At 60.2% G+C, this 22,088-nt stretch carries 21 protein-coding genes; 5 read left to right on the forward strand and 16 right to left on the reverse strand.

What is annotated here, in order from left to right; all coding sequences use genetic code 11:
* The first annotated feature begins 10 nt into the window (after positions 1-10).
* Positions 11-784, forward strand: coding sequence for an exodeoxyribonuclease III (locus ACRWA7_RS16670; RefSeq protein ID WP_438395015.1), 774 nt, complete (start codon positions 11-13; stop codon positions 782-784).
* Positions 785-814: 30 nt separating this feature from the next.
* On the opposite strand, the gene ACRWA7_RS16675 is transcribed toward ACRWA7_RS16670, so the two are convergent.
* The 6 genes from ACRWA7_RS16675 to argB form a co-directional block, all read right to left on the reverse strand.
* Positions 815-1,702, reverse strand: a complete 888-nt coding sequence (locus tag ACRWA7_RS16675; RefSeq protein ID WP_438395016.1) for a M48 family metallopeptidase — start codon at positions 1,700-1,702, stop codon at positions 815-817.
* Between the two features lie 35 nt (positions 1,703-1,737).
* Positions 1,738-3,024: an AmpG family muropeptide MFS transporter gene (locus tag ACRWA7_RS16680; RefSeq protein ID WP_438395018.1), complete on the reverse strand. Its 1,287-nt coding sequence runs from the start codon at positions 3,022-3,024 to the stop codon at positions 1,738-1,740.
* Positions 3,025-3,078: 54 nt separating this feature from the next.
* Positions 3,079-3,687, reverse strand: coding sequence for a methionine biosynthesis protein MetW (gene metW, locus ACRWA7_RS16685; RefSeq protein WP_438395019.1), 609 nt, complete (start codon positions 3,685-3,687; stop codon positions 3,079-3,081).
* The gene (metX, locus tag ACRWA7_RS16690; RefSeq protein ID WP_438395020.1) at positions 3,684-4,829 is read right to left on the reverse strand and encodes a homoserine O-succinyltransferase MetX; all 1,146 of its coding nucleotides are present in this window, start codon (positions 4,827-4,829) and stop codon (positions 3,684-3,686) included. Before metX ends, metW begins: the two co-directional genes overlap by 4 nt.
* Before the next feature lie 199 nt (positions 4,830-5,028).
* Positions 5,029-5,757 carry a pyrimidine 5'-nucleotidase gene (locus tag ACRWA7_RS16695; protein ID WP_167353903.1) on the reverse strand — a complete coding sequence of 243 codons (729 nt, stop codon included), beginning with the start codon at positions 5,755-5,757 and terminating at the stop codon, positions 5,029-5,031.
* A 26-nt stretch (positions 5,758-5,783) separates the two neighbouring features.
* Entirely contained in the window at positions 5,784-6,683 is a 900-nt protein-coding gene (argB, locus tag ACRWA7_RS16700; protein WP_060817518.1) for an acetylglutamate kinase, read from the reverse strand.
* Between the two features lie 214 nt (positions 6,684-6,897).
* Here argB and ACRWA7_RS16705 point away from each other — a divergent pair, with 214 nt between their 5' ends.
* Positions 6,898-7,092, forward strand: a complete 195-nt coding sequence (locus tag ACRWA7_RS16705; protein ID WP_438395023.1) for a cysteine-rich CWC family protein — start codon at positions 6,898-6,900, stop codon at positions 7,090-7,092.
* A 65-nt stretch (positions 7,093-7,157) separates the two neighbouring features.
* On the opposite strand, the gene ACRWA7_RS16710 is transcribed toward ACRWA7_RS16705, so the two are convergent.
* Positions 7,158-8,873 (reverse strand): tetratricopeptide repeat protein, encoded by a 1,716-nt coding sequence (locus ACRWA7_RS16710; protein ID WP_438395024.1) that lies wholly within the window; start codon positions 8,871-8,873, stop codon positions 7,158-7,160.
* A gap of 108 nt (positions 8,874-8,981) precedes the next feature.
* On the opposite strand from ACRWA7_RS16710, the gene ACRWA7_RS16715 reads away from it, so the two are divergent.
* Positions 8,982-10,316, forward strand: a complete 1,335-nt coding sequence (locus ACRWA7_RS16715) for an ATP-binding protein (RefSeq protein WP_438395026.1) — start codon at positions 8,982-8,984, stop codon at positions 10,314-10,316.
* Complete coding sequence (locus tag ACRWA7_RS16720; protein WP_060817516.1) at positions 10,313-10,855, forward strand: response regulator transcription factor; 543 nt, start codon at positions 10,313-10,315, stop codon at positions 10,853-10,855. The genes ACRWA7_RS16715 and ACRWA7_RS16720 overlap by 4 nt, the downstream gene beginning before the upstream one ends.
* A gap of 77 nt (positions 10,856-10,932) precedes the next feature.
* Here ACRWA7_RS16720 and hslU read toward each other — a convergent pair whose 3' ends face one another.
* From hslU to ACRWA7_RS16765, 9 genes are all read right to left on the reverse strand, one after another.
* Positions 10,933-12,270, reverse strand: a complete 1,338-nt coding sequence (hslU, locus tag ACRWA7_RS16725) for an ATP-dependent protease ATPase subunit HslU (protein ID WP_060817515.1) — start codon at positions 12,268-12,270, stop codon at positions 10,933-10,935.
* 16 nt (positions 12,271-12,286) lie between these two features.
* Positions 12,287-12,823, reverse strand: coding sequence for an ATP-dependent protease subunit HslV (hslV, locus tag ACRWA7_RS16730; RefSeq protein WP_060817514.1), 537 nt, complete (start codon positions 12,821-12,823; stop codon positions 12,287-12,289).
* A 398-nt stretch (positions 12,824-13,221) separates the two neighbouring features.
* Complete coding sequence (gene dksA / locus ACRWA7_RS16735; protein ID WP_060817774.1) at positions 13,222-13,641, reverse strand: RNA polymerase-binding protein DksA; 420 nt, start codon at positions 13,639-13,641, stop codon at positions 13,222-13,224.
* 752 nt (positions 13,642-14,393) lie between these two features.
* The gene (locus tag ACRWA7_RS16740; RefSeq protein WP_438395027.1) at positions 14,394-15,482 is read right to left on the reverse strand and encodes a CobW family GTP-binding protein; all 1,089 of its coding nucleotides are present in this window, start codon (positions 15,480-15,482) and stop codon (positions 14,394-14,396) included.
* 173 nt (positions 15,483-15,655) lie between these two features.
* Positions 15,656-16,861, reverse strand: coding sequence for a class I SAM-dependent rRNA methyltransferase (locus tag ACRWA7_RS16745; RefSeq protein ID WP_438395029.1), 1,206 nt, complete (start codon positions 16,859-16,861; stop codon positions 15,656-15,658).
* 89 nt (positions 16,862-16,950) lie between these two features.
* Positions 16,951-17,871, reverse strand: a complete 921-nt coding sequence (xerC, locus tag ACRWA7_RS16750) for a tyrosine recombinase XerC (protein ID WP_438395031.1) — start codon at positions 17,869-17,871, stop codon at positions 16,951-16,953.
* Between the two features lies 1 nt (position 17,872).
* Entirely contained in the window at positions 17,873-18,592 is a 720-nt protein-coding gene (locus ACRWA7_RS16755) for a DUF484 family protein (protein WP_060817773.1), read from the reverse strand.
* 29 nt (positions 18,593-18,621) lie between these two features.
* The gene (dapF, locus tag ACRWA7_RS16760) at positions 18,622-19,506 is read right to left on the reverse strand and encodes a diaminopimelate epimerase (protein ID WP_438395033.1); all 885 of its coding nucleotides are present in this window, start codon (positions 19,504-19,506) and stop codon (positions 18,622-18,624) included.
* A gap of 104 nt (positions 19,507-19,610) precedes the next feature.
* Entirely contained in the window at positions 19,611-20,495 is an 885-nt protein-coding gene (locus ACRWA7_RS16765; RefSeq protein WP_060817509.1) for a lipid A biosynthesis lauroyl acyltransferase, read from the reverse strand.
* A 289-nt stretch (positions 20,496-20,784) separates the two neighbouring features.
* Here ACRWA7_RS16765 and metK point away from each other — a divergent pair, with 289 nt between their 5' ends.
* Positions 20,785-21,972, forward strand: a complete 1,188-nt coding sequence (gene metK, locus ACRWA7_RS16770) for a methionine adenosyltransferase (protein ID WP_060817508.1) — start codon at positions 20,785-20,787, stop codon at positions 21,970-21,972.
* Positions 21,973-22,088: the final 116 nt, after the last annotated feature.

The following is a 22,088-nucleotide window of genomic DNA, read 5'->3' on the forward strand; positions in this document are numbered from 1 at the left end:
AGGACGCTTCATGTTTCGTGTCATCACCGCCAATTTGAACGGTATTCGTTCGGCTGCGAAGAAAGGATTTTTCGACTGGTTCGGTCAACAGGACGCAGACGTTGTGTGCGTACAGGAAATCAAGTGCTCGCAGGACGACCTGACCCCGGAATTTCTGGCACCGCACGGATTCCAGGGATATTTCCAGCATGCCGTGAAGAAGGGCTACTCCGGCGCGGGGCTTTATACGAAGCACGAACCGGATGAAGTGATCATCGGATTTGGCAGTACGGAATTCGATCCCGAAGGGCGTTATGTGGAAGCGCGTTTCGGCGATTTGTCCGTGATTTCGGTTTATGTGCCTTCAGGCTCCAGCGGCGAAGAGCGGCAACAGGCAAAGTACCGGTTCATGGCCGAGTTCATGCCGCATCTCGAGAAACTGGCGGCGACGCGTGAGGTGATCCTGTGTGGCGACGTGAATATCGTGCATAAGGAAATCGATATCAAGAACTGGAAAAGCAACCAGAAGAATTCCGGTTGCTTGCCGGAAGAGCGCGCATGGCTCACCCAGTTATTCGATGAAAAATCCTACGTGGATGTGTTCAGGACGCTCGATCAGCGGCCCGAGCAATATACGTGGTGGAGTAATCGGGGACAGGCGTACGCGAAGAACGTGGGGTGGCGGATCGATTATCAGATCGCGACCAAGGGCGTTGCCGATACCGCGACCGCGACCTCGGTTTTCCGCGAGATAAAGTTCAGCGATCATGCGCCGTTGATTATCGATTACGACTGGAAGATTTGAAACGGACGCCAGTTGAAGCTTCAATACGGCTTATGAACGTGGCTTCTTGAACCGTCCCATTCCGGCATAATTCGGCAATTGGTCTACCGTCCGGCCAAGCGCCTTGGCGTACAACGGCATCATGTCGGGCAACCGCTTCATAAGATCATGAACGCGGTCCGAACCAAACGGATGCATCCAGATAAACCCGTTCGGCGTGCGCCGCGTCGCCGAATCGATCTTCTTCCATAACGTCACGGCGGCGCGCGGATCGTATCCCGCACGGGAAGCAATCTCGCTGCCGATCACATCGGCTTCGGTTTCATCGGCTGGCGTATAACGCATGGCCAGCAACTGCTCGCCGATACCCAACGGCGCCGAGGTGATATCGGCGAAACCGAACAGCGGCGGAATAGTGCCCGTTGTCAATTGCGCGGCCTGCTGACGGCCCAGGCGGTCACGCGCGTGCTCGCGCAACGCGTGCGCGATTTCATGGCCAATCATCATGCCGAGTTCGTTGTCGTTGAGCCGCAGCCGCTCGATCAAACCGCTGTAAATCACAATCTTGCCGCCCGGCAGGCAATACATGCGGATTTCGGCGGAACGCACCACATTGACCTGCCATTTCCAGTTTTTCGAGCGGTCATTCCATTTGAGCGCAAACGGAATCTCGCGATTCGTGATGTCGCGGGCGCGTTTGACGAGCGCGTTGTCGTCGCCAAGAAGATGCTTTGTGCGCTGGGCTTCGTGGAGGATTTGCAGGTACTCGTCGGCGGATTGCTGTTCCAGCGTTGCCGATGGAATCAAGTTGCGGAACAACGCGGCATTGCCAAAGCGAATCTGGCCGCTCGCCGCCGAGTAAGGCTGCTGCGCGGCAGAAGCCGCGGGTTGTGAGGCCGCATCAGACGCCGCGAAGGTCACGCCGGCGTGAAGCGTCATGGCGCAGGCCGTGACGCGGATTAACGCGTGCACCTTCATTGGACAGGTCTCCAGGGCGCGATTTTCGGCAACAGTAACATGCCGGGAATCGACAACGCCGCGCAAATCATGAAGTACTCGAACCAGCCCGTCTGCGCGACCACAAAACCGCTCGATGCCGACGCCAGCGTGCGCGGCACCGAAGCCAGACTGGTGAACAGCGCAAATTGCGTGGCCGTGTAGCGCGGATCGGTCGTGCTCGCAATGTACGCAACGAACGCCGCCGTCGTCAGGCCCGTCGCGAAGGTCTCCAAACCATAGAGCGTGGCCAGCGCCACGGGCGACGGGCCAATCCTGGCGAGCCATGCAAAGCCGAGCGTGGATACGATCTGCAAGACGCCGAAGATCCACAAGCCGCGCCCAATGCCGATCTTCACCAGCCACATGCCGCCAACAATCCCGCCCGCAATGCTCGCCCAGAACGCCACTGTCTTGGCAATCACGCCAATTTGCGTCTTGTTGAAGCCGATATCCAGGAAAAACGACGTGGAAAGCGTGGTCGCCATCGTGTCGCCGAGCTTGTAGAGAAAGATAAAACCGAGGATCAGGAGCGCTGTGCGCCAGCCGTCACGCCCAATAAATTCGCGAAATGGGTCAATGATGGCATCGCGCAGATTCTTGGGCGGCGTGCCGTGCACTTCGGGTTCCTTGACCACCAGCGTCAGCACCACGCCCGGCAACATGAACGCGGCCGTCACAATGAACACCGTGGACCACGGCAAATGATCGGCAAGAATCAGCCCGAGCGAGCCGGGAATCAGCGCCGCGATCTTGTACGCGTTCACGAAGACGGCGTTGCCGAGGCCCTGTTCGGTATCGGCGAGCAGTTCGCGGCGATAGGCATCGATTGCAATATCCTGGCTCGCCCCGAAAAACGCGACAAGCGCGGTCAGCGCCGCGACGGTCCAGATTTCCTGTTTCGGCGATATGAATCCCAGCGCGCCAATCGCCACGCCTACCAGCAATTGCGTGACGATCATCCAGCCACGCCGCCGCCCAGGCCGCCAGCCGGGCAGATGCGGCACATAGCGGTCCATCAGCGGCGCCCAGATGAATTTCCAGGTGTACGGGAACTGGATCAGCGCAAAGAGGCCGATTTCCTTGAGATTCACGCCTTCGGTACGCAGCCACGCCTGAACCAGGTAGATGAGCGTGAAGAGCGGCAACCCCGACGTGAAGCCAAGGAACACGCAAATCAGCATGCGTTTGTTGATGAACGCACGCCATCCGGGGTGATCTTCGTGAGCGGTTAGAGCGGGCGCCTCGTGTGGCGAGTTGGACATATGAAATCGGTTTGATGCGGTGGGCGACGCGCGGGCGGCGTGCTGGCGATCAGTTCAGCTACGCTTTACGCGATAGACCGCAAGGCTACCACGCCAGTTCGCGCCCCAGCGGATCGACTGCCCGCCGTGCAGCACCACGCGATCAAGGATTTCGATACCCACTTCCGGCGCCAGCGCCTCGAAATCCCGGATGGTGAGAACGCGCACGTTCGGCGTGTTGTGCCACTGATAAGGCAGCGTCTTAGATACCGGCATACGCCCTTGCAGCACGGTCAGCCTGTGCCGCCAGTAACCGAAGTTCGGGAACGAGACGATGCATTCCCGCCCGACGCGCACCGTTTCGCGCAGGATCGCCGCGGTTTGATGGATCGTTTGAAGGGTCTGCGAAAGAATGGCGAAGTCGAAACTCTCGTCTTCGAAAAGGCGCAGCCCGTCTTCCAGATTCTGCTGGATGACGTTCACCCCTTTTTGCGCGCAGGCGAGCACGCCGGCGTCATTGATCTCGATGCCGTAGCCGGTTACGTCGAGTTCCTCGCCGAGCAGCGAGAGCAGCGACCCATCGCCGCAGCCCAGATCCAGCACCGATGCATTCGGTTCGACCCAGCGCGCGATTGCCCGAAAGTCCGAGCGCAGAGCAAGAGAATCCAGCGTGATTTGATTCATGCGCGCACCTCGGCGGCGATGCGTTCGTAATAGGCGCGCATCAGGTTGTGATAGCGGGCGTCGTCGAGCAGGAAAGCGTCGTGGCCGTGCGGAGCGTCGATTTCCGCGTAGCTCACCGTGCGTTTGTGATCCAGCAGCGCTTTCACGAGCTCGCGCGAACGGGCCGGAGCAAAACGCCAATCGGTGGAGAAACTCGCGATCAGATATTTCGCCGTGGTGTGGGCAAGCGACCTGGTCAGGTCGCCGTCGAAGGCTTTGGCGGGATCGAAGTAATCGAGCGCGCGCGTGATGAGCAAGTACGTGTTGGCGTCGAAGTATTCGGCGAATTTGTCGCCCTGATACCGCAGGTACGACTCGACTTCGAACTCGACGTCGAAATTGAAGTTGTACGCGTCGAGCGCGCCTTCCGCCCGGCGCAACGCGCGGCCGAACTTGGCGGCCATGTCGTCGTCGGAAAGATAGGTGATGTGGCCGATCATGCGCGCCACGCGCAGGCCCCGGCGCGGTTTCACGCCATGCGCGTAGTAGTCGCCGCCGTGGAAATCGGGATCGGAGAGAATCGCGGAGCGCGCGACTTCATTGAACGCGATGTTCTGCGCGGAGAGCTTCGGTGTGGACGCCACCACGATGCAATGCGCCACGCGCGCCGGATACAACATGCTCCACGCCAGCGCCTGCATGCCGCCAAGGCTGCCGCCCATGACGGCCGCGAATTTTTCGATGCCGTAGAGATCCGCCACGCGCGCCTGGGCATGCACCCAGTCTTCGACGGTGACCACGGGAAAACTCGCGCCGTAGGGCTTCCCGGTGGCGGCGTTGATGCTCATGGGCCCGGTCGAGCCGAAGCACGATCCCAGATTATTGATGCCGATGACAAAGAACGTGTTGGTATCGAGCGGCTTGCCCGGCCCGACCATGTTGTCCCACCAGCCGACGTTCTTGGGGTCGTCGGCATACACGCCGGCCACGTGGTGCGACGCGTTCAGCGCGTGACAAACCAGTACGGCGTTGGAGCGCGCGGCATTGAGTGTGCCGTAGGTTTCGACGACGAGATCGTAGTCACCAAGCAAGCTGCCGTTCTGCATGCGCAGCGGCTCGGTGAAATGCAGTGTCTGGGGAGTAACGATACCGATTGATTCCATTCATCCGCCTGGAGAAAACAAGGGCGGCTAAACGGCGTCGGCGGTGCGCGTGAGAGAAAAAGCAGCGCGGCTGACAACCTCTTTAGCCGCATTTATAGTGAACCGGGTCAGGGTTCGCGCGCCCGCAATCGAGTCAGCAAATCGGCGCGATAAAACAAGATGAGCGAATAAGTATATCGGATTTTGTGAAGTGGTTCTCTTAGCGCAGTTCGTTCAGGCGTCTCAGGGAGCGAATCTTCAAGTCGACATAATGTGGCCGGCCGCTGTGCGTCTGAACAGATCGGGCGCCGCTCGCATTCAGGACGGCCGGCAAATGCCCGGTAATCCAGACGGTGCGGATTCCCAGGCGTTTATAGCTTTTCAGGTGCCCGCGCGTGTCTTCGACCAGAACCGCGTCGGCAAGCGCCACATGCGCGCGGCGCATTGCACGCCGGAGCATGACGGCATCGGGCTTGGCGCGCCAATAGCCGCTGCGGTCCTGCATGTCCTCGATGGCAATGACGCGCTCGAAAAGCTTGCCAATGCCCAGTTCCGACAGCACCGCGCGCGCGTAGATGGACGGCGCGTTCGTCAGCACGATCTTGCGCCCGGGCAATCTGCGAATCATGCGCGCGAGGCCGCGTTCGGCGCGCACCATGGAAGCCAGATCCGTGAAGGTATGGACGACGTGGAGAAAATCCGCGGCATCGACTGGATGATGTCGCACCAGTCCGAGCAGCGTGGCGCCATAACGCTGCGTATAGCCGGTGCGCAGCCGGTTCGCTTCGTCAATGTCGACGCCCAGCCGGTCGATGATGTACTGCGTCATCCCGCGATTGATTGCCGGAAAAATCTCGTGCGACGCGTGATGCAAGGTGTTGTCGAGATCGAAAAGCCAGACGGGCGCGCCGCGCGTGGTCACGCGGCGGCGGCTGGAACGCGCTGAGATAACGCGTGTACTTGCTGAATCCACGTTTAATGCGAGCGGATCATCGTCCCGAACGGCTGTTCGGTCAGAATCTCGAGCAACACGGAATGCTCGATCCGCCCGTCGATGATATGAACCGAGCGCACGCCGCTCTTCGCGGCATCCAGAGCCGACGAAATTTTCGGAAGCATGCCGCCGGAAATGGTGCCATCGGCGAAAAGCGCGTCGATTTCGCGCGCCGACAGGTCGGTCAGCAAATTGCCTTCCTTGTCCATGACGCCCGGAATGTTGGTCATCATGACCAGTTTCTCGGCGTTGAGCACCACGGCAAGCTTGCCCGCGACCAGATCCGCGTTGATGTTGTACGACAAACCGTCTTCGCCAAAGCCGATAGGCGAGATCACCGGAATAAACGCGTCGTCCTGCAGCGCCTTTACCACGGCGGGGTTGATGGCTTCGACTTCGCCCACCTGTCCAATATCGATGAATTCGCCCGGATTGTCGCGATCCGGCATCTGCAGCTTGCGTGCGTGGATCAGCCCGCCGTCCTTGCCTGTCAGACCGACCGCCTGACCGCCGAAATGATTGATCAGCGTAACGATGTCCTGTTGCACTTCCCCGCCCAGCACCCACTCGACCACTTCCATGGTCTCTTCGTCGGTGACGCGCATGCCTTGAATGAACGTGCCCTGCTTGCCGATTTTCTTGAGCGCCTGATCGATCTGCGGACCGCCGCCGTGCACGATCACCGGATTGATGCCGACCAGTTTCAGCAGGATCACGTCGCGAGCGAAGCCTTGTTTCAGGCGCTCCTCGGTCATCGCGTTGCCGCCGTATTTGATCACGATGGTCTTGCCGTGATACTGCTTGATATAGGGCAACGCCTCAGCCAGGATTTCGGCTTTCAGGGTCGGTGCGATCTGCGTAAGGTCGGGAAGCTCGGACATGGCGGCGAAGGGGCGAGGAGCAGTTTAAACAGGCGGAATTGTACAGGACTGACGCGCTGCATCAGGCGTTTGGCGTTGTATTCATCATTGCATTCCTGCAACGGGTGCAAGGCGATGCGCGCTCGCTCCAGTATGGGATTGGTGCGTGAAATAATAATGTTCGCGCAGATGCGCGACGTGCTTTCAATGAAGTTTCATCGTGATCGTGACAGACATGCTTTCCAGATCGGTTGAACGGCAAAATTGCGCTCGCTGCGGCGCGCAATTTCATTGCGGCCAGCAAGCAGGCGACGCCGCATGCTGGTGCACGCTTTTGCCTCCCTTGCCGGTTACGCGGCTGGAGCCTGATTTGGCGTGTCTATGTCCCGCGTGCCTTCGCGAGGAAACCGAGCGCGCTGCCCCCAAATAAAAAACGGCGATCCGGTTGACCGGATCGCCGTTTGCGCGCGGATCAAAACCGCGCGACGCTTTAACTTAAACGGCGGTTTTCTTCGCTGCGGCACGCTTGCGCGGTGCCGCGCCGGTGTGCGTGGCCGCGAGCATAGCCAGATCGCGCGCCACGTCGGTCATGACCGGCTCCCACTGCCCGAAGTTTTTCTGCCGATACAACCTGGCGGTCGGATACCACGGGCTGTCCGTGCGCTCCAGTTGCCAGACCCAATGCGGGTTGACGTCGAGCAAAATCCACGTCGGCTTGCCGAGCGCGGCCGCCAGATGCGCCACGCTCGTGCACACGGTAATCACGAGATCCAGCGAATCGATGAACGCCGCAGTGTCATCGAATGTTTCGAACTTGCCCGTGCGATCGGCGATTTCGAATCCGCCGTCGCGAGCCGTCGATACCGCGCCCGACGCTTCCTTCTGCAGCGAGAAAAACGCGACGTTTTCGATGCCCTTGAACGCCTGCGCATACCGTTCAATGCCTACGCTGCGGAACATATTGCGTTGATGGCTCTCGCTGCCGCTCCAAACGAGACCGACACGCAGGCGTTTGTCGGATGCGAATTCGGTGCGCCATTCAGCGGCGAGATCGGCATCGGTGGACAGATACGCGCGTTTCGACGGAATGGTGTCCTCTTCAATGCCGAAGTGCAGCGGCAAGCTCAGCATCGGAAAATGGAAGTCGAATTCGGGCAACGGGCCATCATGCGGGATGCATTCGACGGACTTCGGCGCCATGCGCGCCATCAGCGGATATACGGCCTTGAACGCCGCCCAAACGAGCTTGCCGCCCTGTGCGCTGACCTTTTTCGCCAGCATGGGCACGAAGCGCGAGAATTGCAGCGCGTCGCCGAAACCCTGTTCGCCCCATAACAGCAAAGTCTTGCCTTTCAGCGGCTCGCCGTTCCAGCGCGGCACGTTGAATTTGGGATGTGAGTTGACCAGTTCGCCTGAGCCGTCCCAGCGCGATTCGAAGTTCGCCCAGCCGCGCGCGTAATTGCCTTGCAGGAGATCGAGAATGGACAGGTTGAAGGGAAGGCGCGCCATGTGCGGCGCAACGTTCACGGCTGAATCCGCCACCGCGGTGGATTCCTCCCAGCGCTGAGCCTCTTTGAGCGCCAGGCTGTAGTTCGAGAGCGCAAGTGCATTGGACGAATCGATCTGCACGGCGCGCTTGCCCGCGGCGAGCGCATGCTCGAGTTCCCAGCGGCGCGGATACATGCGCGCCAGATTTGTCCACGCTTCAATATCAGCGGAATTTGCGGCTACGGCTTCTTCCAGCAGCTTCAGCGCGTCGGTTGCCCGGCCCGTCAGCTCGTAGGCGACCGCCAGATTGTTGCGCAGCGACGGGACGGCTGCATTGATGCGATGCGCGCGTTCGTAGAACGGGATTGCATCGGCGTGACGGCCCGCACACTGAAGCACGTACCCCAGATACCAGAGTGCGAGTGCATGCTGCGGATGGGTATCGACGAGTTGTGCGCCAAGCTTGACGGCCTCGGCAACGCGGTGCTGCTTCAACAGCGAGTCAATACGCTCCAGCACGGTTTCCACGCGAGCGGGCTCAAGCAGTGTAGCGGCGTGCAGCCAGACGGCGCACTCGGCCTGCTGACCCTGCGAATCGGCAATCCTGGCGTTCTCCAGGAATGCGGGCAGAACACGCGAGATAATGGAATCCTGATTGGCGTCTTGAACGTGCGTTGCTCTTTTGGGATGAGTATCGGGACGGGACGACTGGCTGCGGTTCATATGAGTGTGCGGCCGAGCCGCCCTTGTACGAGACAACGTCCGATGGTGCGGCAATTCATCCATCGAGGCCATTAGACTATTCTGAAATTACGGGCGACGATTACTGAAATGCATCGAATCACGACCACGGGGCGCGTCAATCTCGGTCATCTTTTCTGGCTTCGCAGTCTTGCGATCATTGGTCAACTGGTGACGATTGCTGTCGTACAGGCTTTTTATGGCGCGCATCTGCCAATGGCGGCAATGCTCACCATCATTTCGCTCGAAGTCATGTTCAACGCAATGACGTGGGTTCGCGTCATGCGCGCCCAGCCTGAAACGAACCTCGAATTGTTCGGACAACTTTGGGTTGATCTCGGGGCGTTGTCGGCGCTGCTGTTCCTGAGCGGCGGCGCGACAAACCCCTTCGTCACGCTGTATCTGCCGTCGCTTGCCATTGCGTCCGCCGTGCTGCCGTGGAACCTCATGGTCTGGCTGGCGTTGTTCGCCGTGGTTTGTTATGCGCTCCTCACCGTGAGTTATGTGCCGCTGAACATGGAAGATCCGCTGAACCTGTTCGAGTATTTCCGGACCGGGCTGTGGGTGAACTTCATGGTGAGCGTGGGCTTGATCGGATGGTTCGTCGCGCGGATGTCGCGGGCGTTGCGCGCGCGAGATTTTGCCCTGGCCGATGCCCAGGAGCGCCTTCTGCGCGACGAGCGCGCCGTGGCGCTGGGTGTTCAGGCAGCCACCGTCGCGCACGAGATAGGCACGCCGTTATCCACCATCGCCATGCTCGGCGAGGAACTGCGCGATTCGGCGCGTCACGACCCGCATCTCGCGCCGTATGCCGCCGACATCGAATTGCTCGAGCAGCAAATGAGCTTGTGCACGTCCGCACTCGCGCGCCTGCGCAGCCGCGCGAGCGAGCCCGTGCCCCGGCAATCGCTGGACGACTGGCTGCATGGGTTTGTCGAACAATGGCGCTTGCGGCATCCGCACGTGCGCTTCGAACTGATTGAAGCCGAGGAACACAAGTGCGCCAGCTTATTCCTGAGTGATCCAGTCGCGGTCGGCCAGATCCTGACCATTCTGCTGGATAATGCGGCCCGGGCCAGCCGCGATTCGGTGACGCTCGCGACATCGGCGGCGCGGCATCTAGGCGAACCCGTGATTCAATTCGATGTACGCGACCAGGGTCCCGGCATTCCCGCCGGGCTGCGCGGCTCGCTTGGCGCAGCGCCCGTCGACAGCACGCAAGGCGGTCACGGCGTTGGCTTGTATCTGGCATTCTCAGCAGCAGCGCGGCTCGGCGGATCGATCGAGCTGACAGCGGCAAGCCCTCGCGGCACGCACGCCATCCTGCGTCTCGCCGACACAAGCGCCCCGGAATCGCGTGACACAGCAGCAAGGACGGATCGCGGCGTCGTCGCGACTTCCGTCTCCACGGAGAAAAGAGCATGAGCGACAAGAATTTTTTGGTTATCGACGACGATGAAGTTTTCTCGGGCATCCTCGCGCGCGGCCTGACACGGCGCGGCTATACGCCGCATCAGGCGCACGACGCCGCCACGGCGTTGCGTCTGGCGAACACGCAGAAATTCGGGCAAATCACGGTCGATCTGCACCTTGGCAACGATTCCGGATTGACGCTCGTCGCACCGTTGCGCGATCTGCAACCCGATGCGCGGATTCTGGTGCTCACCGGATATGCGAGCATCGCGACGGCGGTGCAGGCCGTGAAAGACGGCGCCGACAACTATCTTGCCAAGCCGGCGAACGTCGAGACGATCCTGTCCGCGCTGCAGGAAGAGGCCAGCGAGCAGACGGCGGAAGAAGCGATCGAGCACCCCGCGCTGTTGTCCGTGGCGCGGCTGGAGTGGGAGCACATTCAACGCGTGCTGGCTGAAAACAGCGGCAATATATCGGCGACGGCCCGTGCGCTGAACATGCATCGGCGCACGCTGCAGCGGAAGTTGGCGAAGAAGCCGGTCCGGCAGTAAATGCGCGTGATGAAAAAAGACGGCACGCCTCTTCGATACTTCGAAATGGCGTGCCGCCCTTTGCTTGCTGAGCCCGGTTACAGCACGTAGCGCGACAGGTCCTCGTCTTCGGCCACATCGTTCAGGGCTTTATCGACATAGGCTGCGTCGATTTTCACGGGTTGTCCCGCGTGATTGCCCGCTGCGAACGACACTTCTTCCAGCAGCTTTTCAATTACGGTATAAAGCCGCCGTGCACCGATATTCTCGGTCTTCTCGTTCACTGAATACGCAATTTCGGCCATCCGGCGAATACCTTCGGGGCTGAAATCGAGCTGGACATCTTCGGTTGCCAAAAGCGCCGTGTATTGCTTGACCAAGCTGGCGTCGGTGGTATTGAGGATGGCTTCGAAGTCTTCCACCGACAGCGAATCCAGTTCAACGCGAATCGGAAAACGTCCTTGCAACTCTGGAATCAGGTCGCTCGGCTTGGCCAGATGAAACGCGCCGCTCGCAATGAACAAGATGTGATCCGTCTTGATCATCCCGTATTTAGTGTTGATTGTGGTTCCTTCCACCAGCGGCAGCAAATCGCGCTGCACGCCCGCGCGCGATACTTCCGCGCCGCCTGCTTCGCTGCGCGACGCAATCTTGTCGATCTCGTCCAGAAACACAATACCGTTCTGCTCGACGTTCTGAACCGCCTTCGTCTTGACCTCTTCGTCGTTGAGCAGCTTGCCGGCTTCCTCGTCGGTGAGCAGTTTCAGCGCTTCCTTGACCTTCACCTTGCGCTGCGTCTTCTTGCCGCCGCCGATATTCGCAAACATGGAACGGATCTGGTCCGTCATCTCTTCCATGCCCGGCGGCCCCATGATGTCCATGCTCGCTTGCGGCGCTTCCACGTCGACCTCGACTTCCTTGTCGTCGAGCAGTCCTTCGCGCAGGCGTTTGCGGAAAGTCTGGCGCGTGCTGTTCGCGCTGTCATCGTGCGATTCGCCGGCGCCAAAACCCACGGCGCGCGCGCTCGGCAGCAGGATGTCGAGAATCCGGTCTTCCGCGCGATCGATCGCCCGCGAACGCACCTTGCGCATCTCCGTTTCACGCGTCTGCTTGACCGAAATCTCGATCAGGTCGCGCACGATGCTGTCCACGTCGCGCCCCACGTAGCCGACTTCGGTGAACTTCGTGGCTTCTATCTTGATGAACGGGGCGTCGGCGAGTTTTGCGAGACGCCGCGCAATTTCCGTCTTGCCGACGCCAGTCGGTCCAATCATCAGGATGTTTTTCGGCGTGATTTCCTGGCGCAACGGCTCGGCGACTTGCTGGCGGCGCCACCGGTTGCGCAACGCGACGGCAACAGCCTTTTTCGCGCGGCCCTGGCCGATGATGTGTTTATCGAGTTCCGAGACGATTTCGGCGGGAGTCATGGTTGTCATCGTGTGTCCTTGTCTGTTACTCGATCGTCTCGATGACGCGATTGTGGTTCGTGTAAATACACATGTCGCCGGCAATGGTCAGCGCTTTTTCGACGATATCGCGCGGCGAGAGTTCGGTGTTTTCCGTCAACGCCTGCGCCGCAGCTTGTGCGTAGGCGCCGCCTGAGCCGATTGCGCAGATGCCGTTTTCCGGATCGAGCACGTCGCCGTTACCGGTGATGACGAGCGTGGTTTGCGCGTCGGCGGTGATCAGCATGGCTTCCAGCCGGCGCAGCATGCGGTCCGTGCGCCAGTCTTTTGCAAGTTCGACGGCAGCGCGCGTCAGATTGCCCTGATGTTTTTCGAGCTTCGCCTCGAAGCGGTCGAGAAGCGAAAACGCGTCGGCCGTGCCGCCTGCGAATCCAACCAATACCTTGCCGCCATAGATACGGCGCACTTTCTTGGCGCCGCCTTTCATTACGATGTTGCCCAGCGTCACCTGACCGTCGCCGCCTAGTGCGACCTTGCCGTCCCGTCGCACGGAGACGATGGTCGTGCCGTGAAATTGTTCCATGTGCATTCCTTTGAAAGCTGAGTGGGCGCCGGAGCCGCCGGAATCCTTGGGAGCGCGGGAGAGGCCGGGCGCGTGCGGCATTGCGCTCGACGGCGCTCTCGTCACGTCCGCGCTACAAAAGCGCGTCCTGTTCATTTTAGGGCGCAGGAGGAATTATCAAGCGGTGCCCGACGGCATCTTGCGTTCAATGGCTTTGGACAAACGGAATGTCTTACGAAACAAGCGTCACCGCGCTCAGAAAGCGCGCGACAAAACAAAAAGGCACACGATTTTCGTGTGCCTTTTATCCACCTTCCAAGTAGCGTGATGCAAGCTTGCCGTCGGCGTTTCCAGTCGACTCTCACAGCCGACATGTTTCCCGCCGCGGTCGAAGCCGCAGCGCGGGCCGGCCTCGCGTCTCAGTCGCCGAATAACTTCTGGCGCAATTCGCGTCGTTCCTGGGCTTCGAGCGAGAGCGTTGCTGTCGGCCGCGCGATCAGGCGCGGAATGCCGATGGGTTCGCCGGTTTCCTCGCACCAGCCGTAGTCGCCGGACTCGATGCGCGCCAGCGACTGCTGTACTTTCTTCAGCAGCTTGCGCTCGCGGTCGCGGGTACGCAGTTCGAGGGCGTGCTCTTCCTCGATCGTCGCGCGATCCGCCGGGTCCGGGACAATGACGGTTTCCCGCAGGTTTTCCGTCGTCTGGCCCGCATTCTTGAGAATATCGGCCTGCAACTGCTCCAGTCGGACCCTGAAGAACGCGAGTTGATCGTCGTTCATGTAATCCTTGTCGCTCATCTTCAGGATTTCGTCTTCGGTCAACAATCGATTCGTCGTCATCTGGCTTGCTTCTTCAATGTGGGGCGATGTCGTTCGCCATCTTCGCGGTCGCTCGCCGCGCTCGCCGCCGCCGTTGTCGGGATTTCCCCGGGTTCCGGCGATACTCGCCAACAACTACTCCAGTCACCTCTCAGGCCAAAAGCCTGCACCTTCTGCGGTGCAAAACGCACCTTACGGCCAATTCCCTTGGGACTGATTTTCAAGCGAATCGCCCGCCGTCCGATGTTCGGAACAACACCTACCGTGCACTTCCACCTTTTTGCCCGGGCGCCAGGTGGTTGGCCGTGCCAAATCGCCGTCGGCTTGTGCAGTCAGCGGAGGCACTTTCGTGCGCCTGGGTGAGCCTTGTGCGGGCAAACCCTTGACATCCGATGCTGGACCGTTTCCCCGGCCGGGCCAGTGGGGGCTGTATTGTAACTGAATCGCAATCGCGCACTACGCTCGCGCAAAACACTCCAGCGATTCGTTCGTTATCTCAAAAATATAACGCGGCGACGTTTAAAAAGCGATGGTTCTTGATGGCTGCGAGCACATATTGCAACGAGGACATCGCCAAAAATCGCCGGCCGCAGGTGTGGCTGCCGAAGCGCAGCGATTTTAGCCGCGTCGATGCGGTGAATTGGGTGCGCTGCGGGCGAGAAATAGCGAGAAAGGTGCCAAAAACGTGCGTTTTCGGAATTGAATCTGTAAAAAATGCGCAAAGCCGGATGAGGGCTTCGCGCCGATGTCAAATCAGACCGGACTGACGCGGATTAAACCAGACAGGCGGTGAGCCCGTCGATAATCAGATCCTGCGGCAATTCGATACCGATAAACACCATCTTGCTGTTCTTCTTTTCGATGGGTTGCCATTTTGCGGCGAGGTCGCTGCCCATCATCTGATGCACGCCCTGGAAGACGACCTTGCGATCGACGCCCTTCATATAGAGCACGCCCTTGTAACGCAGCAGGCGTTCGCCGTAGATCTGCAGGATGCCGCCGAGAAAATCCTCGAGCCGGTTCGGGTCGAACGCGCGGTCGCTGCGAAATACGAACGACTTGATCTTGTCGTCGTGATGCGCGTGGTGGTGGTTCGTGTGCCCGTGGCCGTGCTCGTGATCATGGCTGTGGTCGTGGCCGCAGGTTGCGTGATCGTGGTCGTCGTCATGAGCATGGTCGTGACCGTGACCGTGATCATGGTCATGGTCGTCCTCCGCGAGGAAATCCGGATCGATTTCCAGCTTCGAATTCAGGTTGAAGCCGCGCAAATCGAAGATTTCCTTGATGTCCGCGTCGCCGAAATTCACCACCTTGATGGCCGCGCGCGGGTTCATGTGCACGAGACGATGCTTGAGTGCCTCGAGCGCGGTGGCATCGACGAGATCCGACTTCGTGACGAACAGGCGGTCAGCGAAACCCACCTGGCGCTGCACGACTTCGTGTTCGTCGAGCTGATGGTTGGCGTGCTTGGCGTCGACCAGCGTGATGATGGCGTCGAGCAGGAATTCGTCGGCGATGGTGTTGTCCATGAAGAACGTCTGCGCGACCGGACCTGGATTCGCGAGACCCGTTGTCTCGATCACCACGCGGTCGAAATTCAGCGTGCCAGCCTTCTTGCGCTCGGCAAGATCTTCCAAAGCGCGCGCCAGATCGCCGCGAATGGTGCAGCAGATGCAGCCGTTGCTCATCTGGATGATCTGCTCGTTCGTTTCCTGGACAAGGATCTCGTTGTCGATGTTTTCTTCGCCAAACTCGTTTTCGATCACGGCGATCTTCATGCCGTGCTGGTCATTCAGGATGCGCTTGAGCAGGGTGGTTTTGCCGCTGCCCAGAAAGCCGGTCAGGATGGTAACGGGAATCATGATGGTCGCCTGTTCTCTGGAGTCAAAGGTTGTTCGTGCAGCGTGGTTTCTTGCCGGCGCGGGATGCCGGGATACGGAACCGGCCTCGAAAACACGCAGTCAGCCAATTATTGAAACATACTTGTCAAGAGGGTGCTTTTTATCGGATTGTCTGAGCTATCAACTATGGCTGCTCAAGCGATTTGCAACAATAGGCCTTTCAGGTATTCCCCTTCGGGAAACGCGGTCAAAAGCGGGTGATCGACGCCCGCGCCGAGGCGCTTCAGAATCCGCGCGTCGACCTTCGCATCGGCGGCGGCGCCCGCCACGATCTTCTGGAACAAATTGGCGTCGATTGCGCCCGAGCACGAATACGTGAACAGCAGGCCGCCCGGGCGCAACAGCTTGAACCCGGTCAGGTTGATGTCTTTGTAAGCGCGCGCGGCCCGGTCCACATGCTCTCGCGATGGTGCGAACTTGGGCGGATCAAGCACGATCAGGTCGAAGCGCTGGCCTTCCTCATGCAATCGACGCAAGGTCTTGAAGGCATCGGCGTCCAGCCATTCGGCGCGTGCCGGGTCGAATCCGTTCGCCGCGACATTGCGCTGCGCGAGGGCGAGCGCGTCGCCGGAAGAATCTATCGAGACGACGCGTTTTGCCCCGCCTTTCAATGCGGCGAGCGAAAAACCGCCCGTGTAGCAAAAGCAGTTGAGGACGTCGCGCTCGGCGGCATATTCCCGGACGAGCGCGCGGTTGTCGCGTTGGTCGATATAGAAGCCCGTTTTATGGCCGCGTTCCACGTCGATGTGATAACGGACGCCGCCCTCGTTCGCGATCATGAGCGCCTTCGGCGGAGAATCGCCGGCCAGCACGCCGGTAATGGGCTCGAGGCCTTCCTTTTGTCGAATGGAGACGTCGGAGCGTTCGTAAGCGTTCGGGCAACCCGTTGCGCCAACCAGCGCCTGTACGATCGCTTCCTTCCACATTTCCACGCCGGTCGCCATGAACTGGCAGACCAACTGGCCGCGCCGGGTTTCATCGTCGGCAATGTAGTAGTCGACAATCAACCCCGGCAGCCCGTCCGCCTCGCCGAAAATCAGCCGGGTGGCGCCGGTGCCGCGCACCATCGTTTGACGATGGGCGATCGCCCGCTGGACGCGCCGCTTGAAAAACGCGTGATCGATGGGCTCCGTTTCGTCGAAACTCCAGACGCGCGCGCGTATCTGTGACACAGGACTGTACGACCCGCGCGCCAGGAACCGGCCCTCATGCGAGCAGATCAGCACGGTCGCACCGGCTGCGGGCTTGCCCTCCACATGCTCTATGGCATTCGCGTAAATCCACGGATGGCGGCGCGCGAGCGACTTGTCTTTCGCCGGTTTCAGCGTAATGGTGTTCATTCGACCTTCTTGTGAACGCGCTGACGGGTAGGGAGCAGTCACGCTTTGATGTATCTGGCCACTTGTGCAGGCCAGCGGGCAGCGTTGCGTTAGTCTCGCTTTTTAGCGCGAGGATGGGCCTGGTCGTAGACGCGCGCCAGATGCTGAAAGTCGAGAGACGTATAAACCTGCGTCGCCGTGATGCTTGCGTGGCCGAGCAGTTCCTGCACGGCGCGCAGATCGCCGCTGGATTGCAGCACGTGAGTGGCGAACGAGTGCCGCAGGACGTGGGGATGCACGTTCGAAGGCACGCCGGCGAGCAAGGCCATGCGCTTCACGCGGTCGCGCACCACGTTCGGCGTCATCCTGTTGCCGCGCACCGACAAAAACAGCGCATGCGGGTCGAGCTTCACAAACTGCCCGCGCACCTCGATCCACGCGCGCAATGCGGTGATCGCCTTGCTGCCGACCGGCACGGAGCGTCGGCGGTTGCCCTTGCCGAGCACATTCACTTCGGCGCTCGCCAGGTCGAGCCAGCCCGCCGACGAATACCCTTCGGATTGCACGAAATGAACATCGAGCCCGACCAGTTCGGCAAGACGCAGACCGGACGAATAAAACAGTTCGAGTATGGCGTGATCGCGCAATGCCTCGGGCGTATCCGCTTGAGGCGCTTCCATGAGGGCGTTGGCGTCGTCGACGGAAAGCGCCTTGGGCAAGCTCTTCGCGCGTTTTGGCGCTCGCACCGTGGCAACGGGGTTTGCCGGCATTTCCACGCGCTCGGCGAACCATCGGTAAAACGCCCGCCAGGCCGATAACCGGTGCGCAATCGAGCGTGCCGACAGTCCGCCGCCGTGAGCGCGGGCGACGGCGCTGCGCATATCCGTTGCGGTGAGGGATTCCAGTGCACGGCCGTTGGCGAGCTTCTTCAACTCGTCGAGTTCGTGCGTATAGCCGCGCAGCGTGTGTTCCGATAACCGCCGCTCATGTTCGAGCATTGACAGATAGGCGGCTACCGGATCGGCGATCATGTCAGTGGGGCAGCAAGCGGCTAAGGGCGGCGCTGCCAAGCGTGCCGATCTGCGACAGGAAGTCCGTGGCCATGCCTTCGTGGAAACGGCGAGGGTCGGGCGAACCCATCACCAGCAGGCCGAACGCGGGCGCCTCCGGGCCGGCCGACGGATCGCGCAACGCAATCAACGCGATGGACTCGGTTGTGTTCGCGGTATCGACAACGCCGTCCGTGGTAGCCGAAGCCACCGACGCCGAACTCGCCGAGGTCAACCACTGCGCGGCTTCGAAGCCGGTGTTCGCGCCACAGTACGGCGTTGTCAGGCCGCTGGTAAAGGCGCGCACTTCTTCGCTTGTCGTCCTTGCGAACTCGGCTTGCGCGTACGGTTCCGCTACGTCCCACACGCGCAGCGCCGCCTGCGGAACTTCGAAGATTTCACAGAGGCCCGCGGGAATGGTCTTTGGCAGGGCGTGCGGATCGCGTTCGGACATGACGCGGATTGTCCACCGATGAAATTTCGCCGCAATGCTGTCGTTCTCGTGTCCGTAGCGCAGCAATTCGGCGAGCCGGCGCTCCATCTGCTTGTTTTTGTCGCGCAGCATTTCCATCTGCCGTTCCTGCAGCGACACGGCCGACTTGCCGTGCGGATTGGACAGCCTGATGGTTCCCAGCAGTTCAGCGTGAGCCGCGAAGAAATCTGGATTGGCCAGCAAATAGTCAGCGACTTCTCGTTCGGTCATGGTATCGGGCAACATCGGGTTCCTGGCGGTCAGTCGGCTGTGGCAAGGTCGGAGTGAAGCTCGATCTCGCCTTGAAATACGGTGGTGGCCGGGCCGGCCATGAAAAGCGCAGCGTCCGGATTGCGCGCGCCGTCCCAGGTGATGGTCAGCATGCCGCCGCGTGTCTGGACCCGCACCGGCGAATCGAGCAGACCGCGGCGGATGCCCGTCGCAACGGCCGCACACGCGCCGGTACCGCAAGCAAGCGTTTCGCCCGCACCACGCTCGAAGACTCGCAACTTTACGGCTCCCTGGTCCACTATCTGCATGAAGCCCGCGTTCACTCGATTCGGAAAACGCGCGTGATGTTCGATCAAAGCGCCTTCAGTCAGTACCGGCGCAGTCTCTACGTCTGCAACGACTTGCACAGCGTGGGGGTTACCCATCGAAACGGCAGAAATCCAGCGTGTCTCGTTTTGCACGTCGAGCGGCCAAAGCGTATCGGCGCCTTCGGTGCGGCCTTCCAGTCCTTCAGCATTGAACGGCACCCGCGCGGGTTCGAACTCGGGACGTCCCATGTCCACCACCACGTCGCCGTTTTCCTGCATGGTCAATACGATCACACCTTGCTGCACCTGGACGCGCACGCTCATCTTGCTTGTAAGCTTGCGGTCGCGAACAAACTTCACAAAACAGCGAGCGCCGTTGCCGCAATGTTCGACCTCGCCGCCATCGCAATTAAAGATGCGGTACTTGAAATCCACACCGTCGATGTCCGGCTTTTCAACCAGCAGCAACTGGTCCGCGCCCACGCCGAAGTGCCGGTCCGCGAGCGCGCGCACTTGCGCCGCACTCAATGAGAGCGGTTTGGAGTAGCCGTCGAGCACGACAAAGTCGTTGCCCGCGCCGTGCATTTTCGTGAATTCGAGTTTCATGTCGCTATTGTAAGTGACTCGAAGGATACGCATACACTAGGCCGAATGGGGGATGGGCCCGGATTCATGCAGCAATCACGGGCCGTTTCCCCGATACTGAATCGTCAGTAAAAGCCGGGTTCGCCCGGTGGCCGCGTTTTGAAGCGCTTGTGCACCCAGTAGTACTGCTCGGGCATGAGGCGTACCTGTTCTTCCAGGAACGCGTTCATTCGGCGCGCGTCCGCATCGTCGTCGCCGGTCGGGTAGTTGTCCCACGGCTTGAACACCTTGAGCTTGTAACCCTTGTAGTTCGGCAGTACTTCGCCCACGAACGGCATGATCTGCGCGTGGCCGGTCTTGGCCAGTCGGCCAACGGCGGTAAGCGTGCAGGCCTGCACGCCGAAGAACGGCACGAAGGTCGAGTTGCGCATGCCGTAGTCCATATCGGCGCCGAGCATCACGGGCTTGCGATCACGCAACCAGCGCAGCACGATCCGGGCGCTGTCGGCGCGGCTTGCCATTTCGGCATCGAAACGACCACGCTGTTTCTTCGCCACGTCGTCGAGCATCTTGTTGGACATCGGTTGATACAGCGATCCGCAGGTCCGGTGCAGTTCGTGGTTGATCCAGACGGACGCCGCTTCAATGGCGACAAAGTGAAAACCGAGCAGCAAGGTCGGTGGCATGTCGGGGTCGAGCAGATCGACTTCGCTTTCCACCTGGATCAGCTTCGCGAGCTTTTCGGCCGAGCCGAACCATTGCACGCTGCGCTCCACATAACTGCGGATCGCGTGCCTGAAATGTTTTTGCGCGACTTCTTCGCGGCGTTCGGGCGTCCATTCCGGGAAGCACAGCGTCAGATTGATGTGCACGATCCGTTTCCGATGGCTCGGAATCTGATAAAGCAGCCAGCCGAGTGCGTCGCCGAAACGCGCGGTGATACCGTACGGAATGAGCGCCAGCAGCTTCAGCAAACCGACCGCGAGCGCGACCCCTATGCGACCTGCCATGCGACGCTCCCGAGAGTCGTGAGGACAAATCTTTCACCGTACCGGGAAGCGTTCCGGACATTTCGTGGATGAGGGTTTATCTTGATTGGCAGCAAACGGTCGGCCTGTGACAAATTAGAGAAGCCGCTATAATAAAACCTTCGCCGAGTTAATGGACAACTTGCGGGGCGAAGCCGGAACGTGCTTGACGGTGCGTTTCGGACCATGTTTTCCGCTAAAGCGTCGCCGCTTCAGACTCCAAACGAAGTCGGCTACGTGAGCTAACCCGTATCTAACTGGAGTCTGAAGCGTGTCAAACAATTACTTCTTTACCTCTGAGTCCGTCTCTGAAGGCCATCCCGACAAGGTAGCCGACCAGATTTCGGACGCCATCCTCGACGCCATCCTGGCGCAAGACAAATACTCGCGCGTCGCGGCCGAAACGCTTTGCAACACCGGGCTTGTGGTGCTCGCGGGCGAGATCACCACGCAAGCGAACGTCGACTACATCCAGGTCGCGCGTGACACAATCAAGCGTATTGGTTACGACAACACGGATTACGGTATCGACTATCGTGGTTGCGCCGTGCTTGTGGCCTATGACAAACAGTCGCGGGATATTGCGCAGGGTGTCGATGCCGCGCACGACGACAACCTCGACCAGGGCGCAGGCGACCAGGGCCTGATGTTCGGCTACGCATGCGACGAAACGCCCGAATTGATGCCGCTGCCTATTCATCTGTCGCATCGTCTGGTGGAGCGTCAAGCGAATCTGCGTCGCGACGGCCGCCTGGACTGGCTGCGTCCGGACGCGAAGTCGCAAGTCACCGTGCGGTATGTGGATGGCAAGGCGCACAGCATCGATACAGTCGTGCTCTCCACCCAGCATTCGCCGGATATTGAATTGAAGGCGCTGCGCGAAGCGGTGATTGAAGAGATCATCAAGCCTGTGCTGCCGGCCGAGTTGATCAAGGGCGACATCAAGTTCCTGGTGAATCCGACCGGACGTTTCGTGATCGGCGGTCCGCAAGGCGATTGCGGCTTGACGGGGCGCAAGATCATTGTCGATACATACGGCGGCGCAGCGCCTCACGGCGGCGGCGCATTCTCGGGCAAGGATCCGTCGAAAGTGGACCGTTCGGCTGCGTATGCGGGACGTTATGTCGCGAAGAATATTGTCGCGGCTGGCTTGGCTTCGCGATGCCTGATCCAGGTGTCGTACGCCATTGGCGTCGCGCGGCCGACGTCCGTCATGGTGAACACGTTCGGCACGGGCCGCGTGTCGGATGCCAAGATCCAGGAACTCGTGCTCGAGCATTTTGATCTGCGTCCGAAGGGCATCATCCAGATGCTCGACCTGCTGCGTCCGATCTACGAAAAATCGGCGGCATACGGTCACTTCGGCCGCGAAGAACCGGAATTCACGTGGGAAGCGACCGACAAGGCGCTGTTGCTGGCAGAAGCTGCCGGTACGGAACCGGTGACGGAAACGGCCTAAGAAATCGTTGCATAAAAAAGCCCGCCGGAACGCTGCAGCGTTCCGGCGGGCTTTTTTTACTTTGGCTTAAGCGCGTCTTACTCTTTCGATTCCAGAAACGATCAACGTGCGGCAAA

Origin of the sequence: Caballeronia sp. DA-9, assembly GCF_051615025.1 — a bacterium.
GTDB classification, from domain to species: domain Bacteria; phylum Pseudomonadota; class Gammaproteobacteria; order Burkholderiales; family Burkholderiaceae; genus Caballeronia; species Caballeronia sordidicola.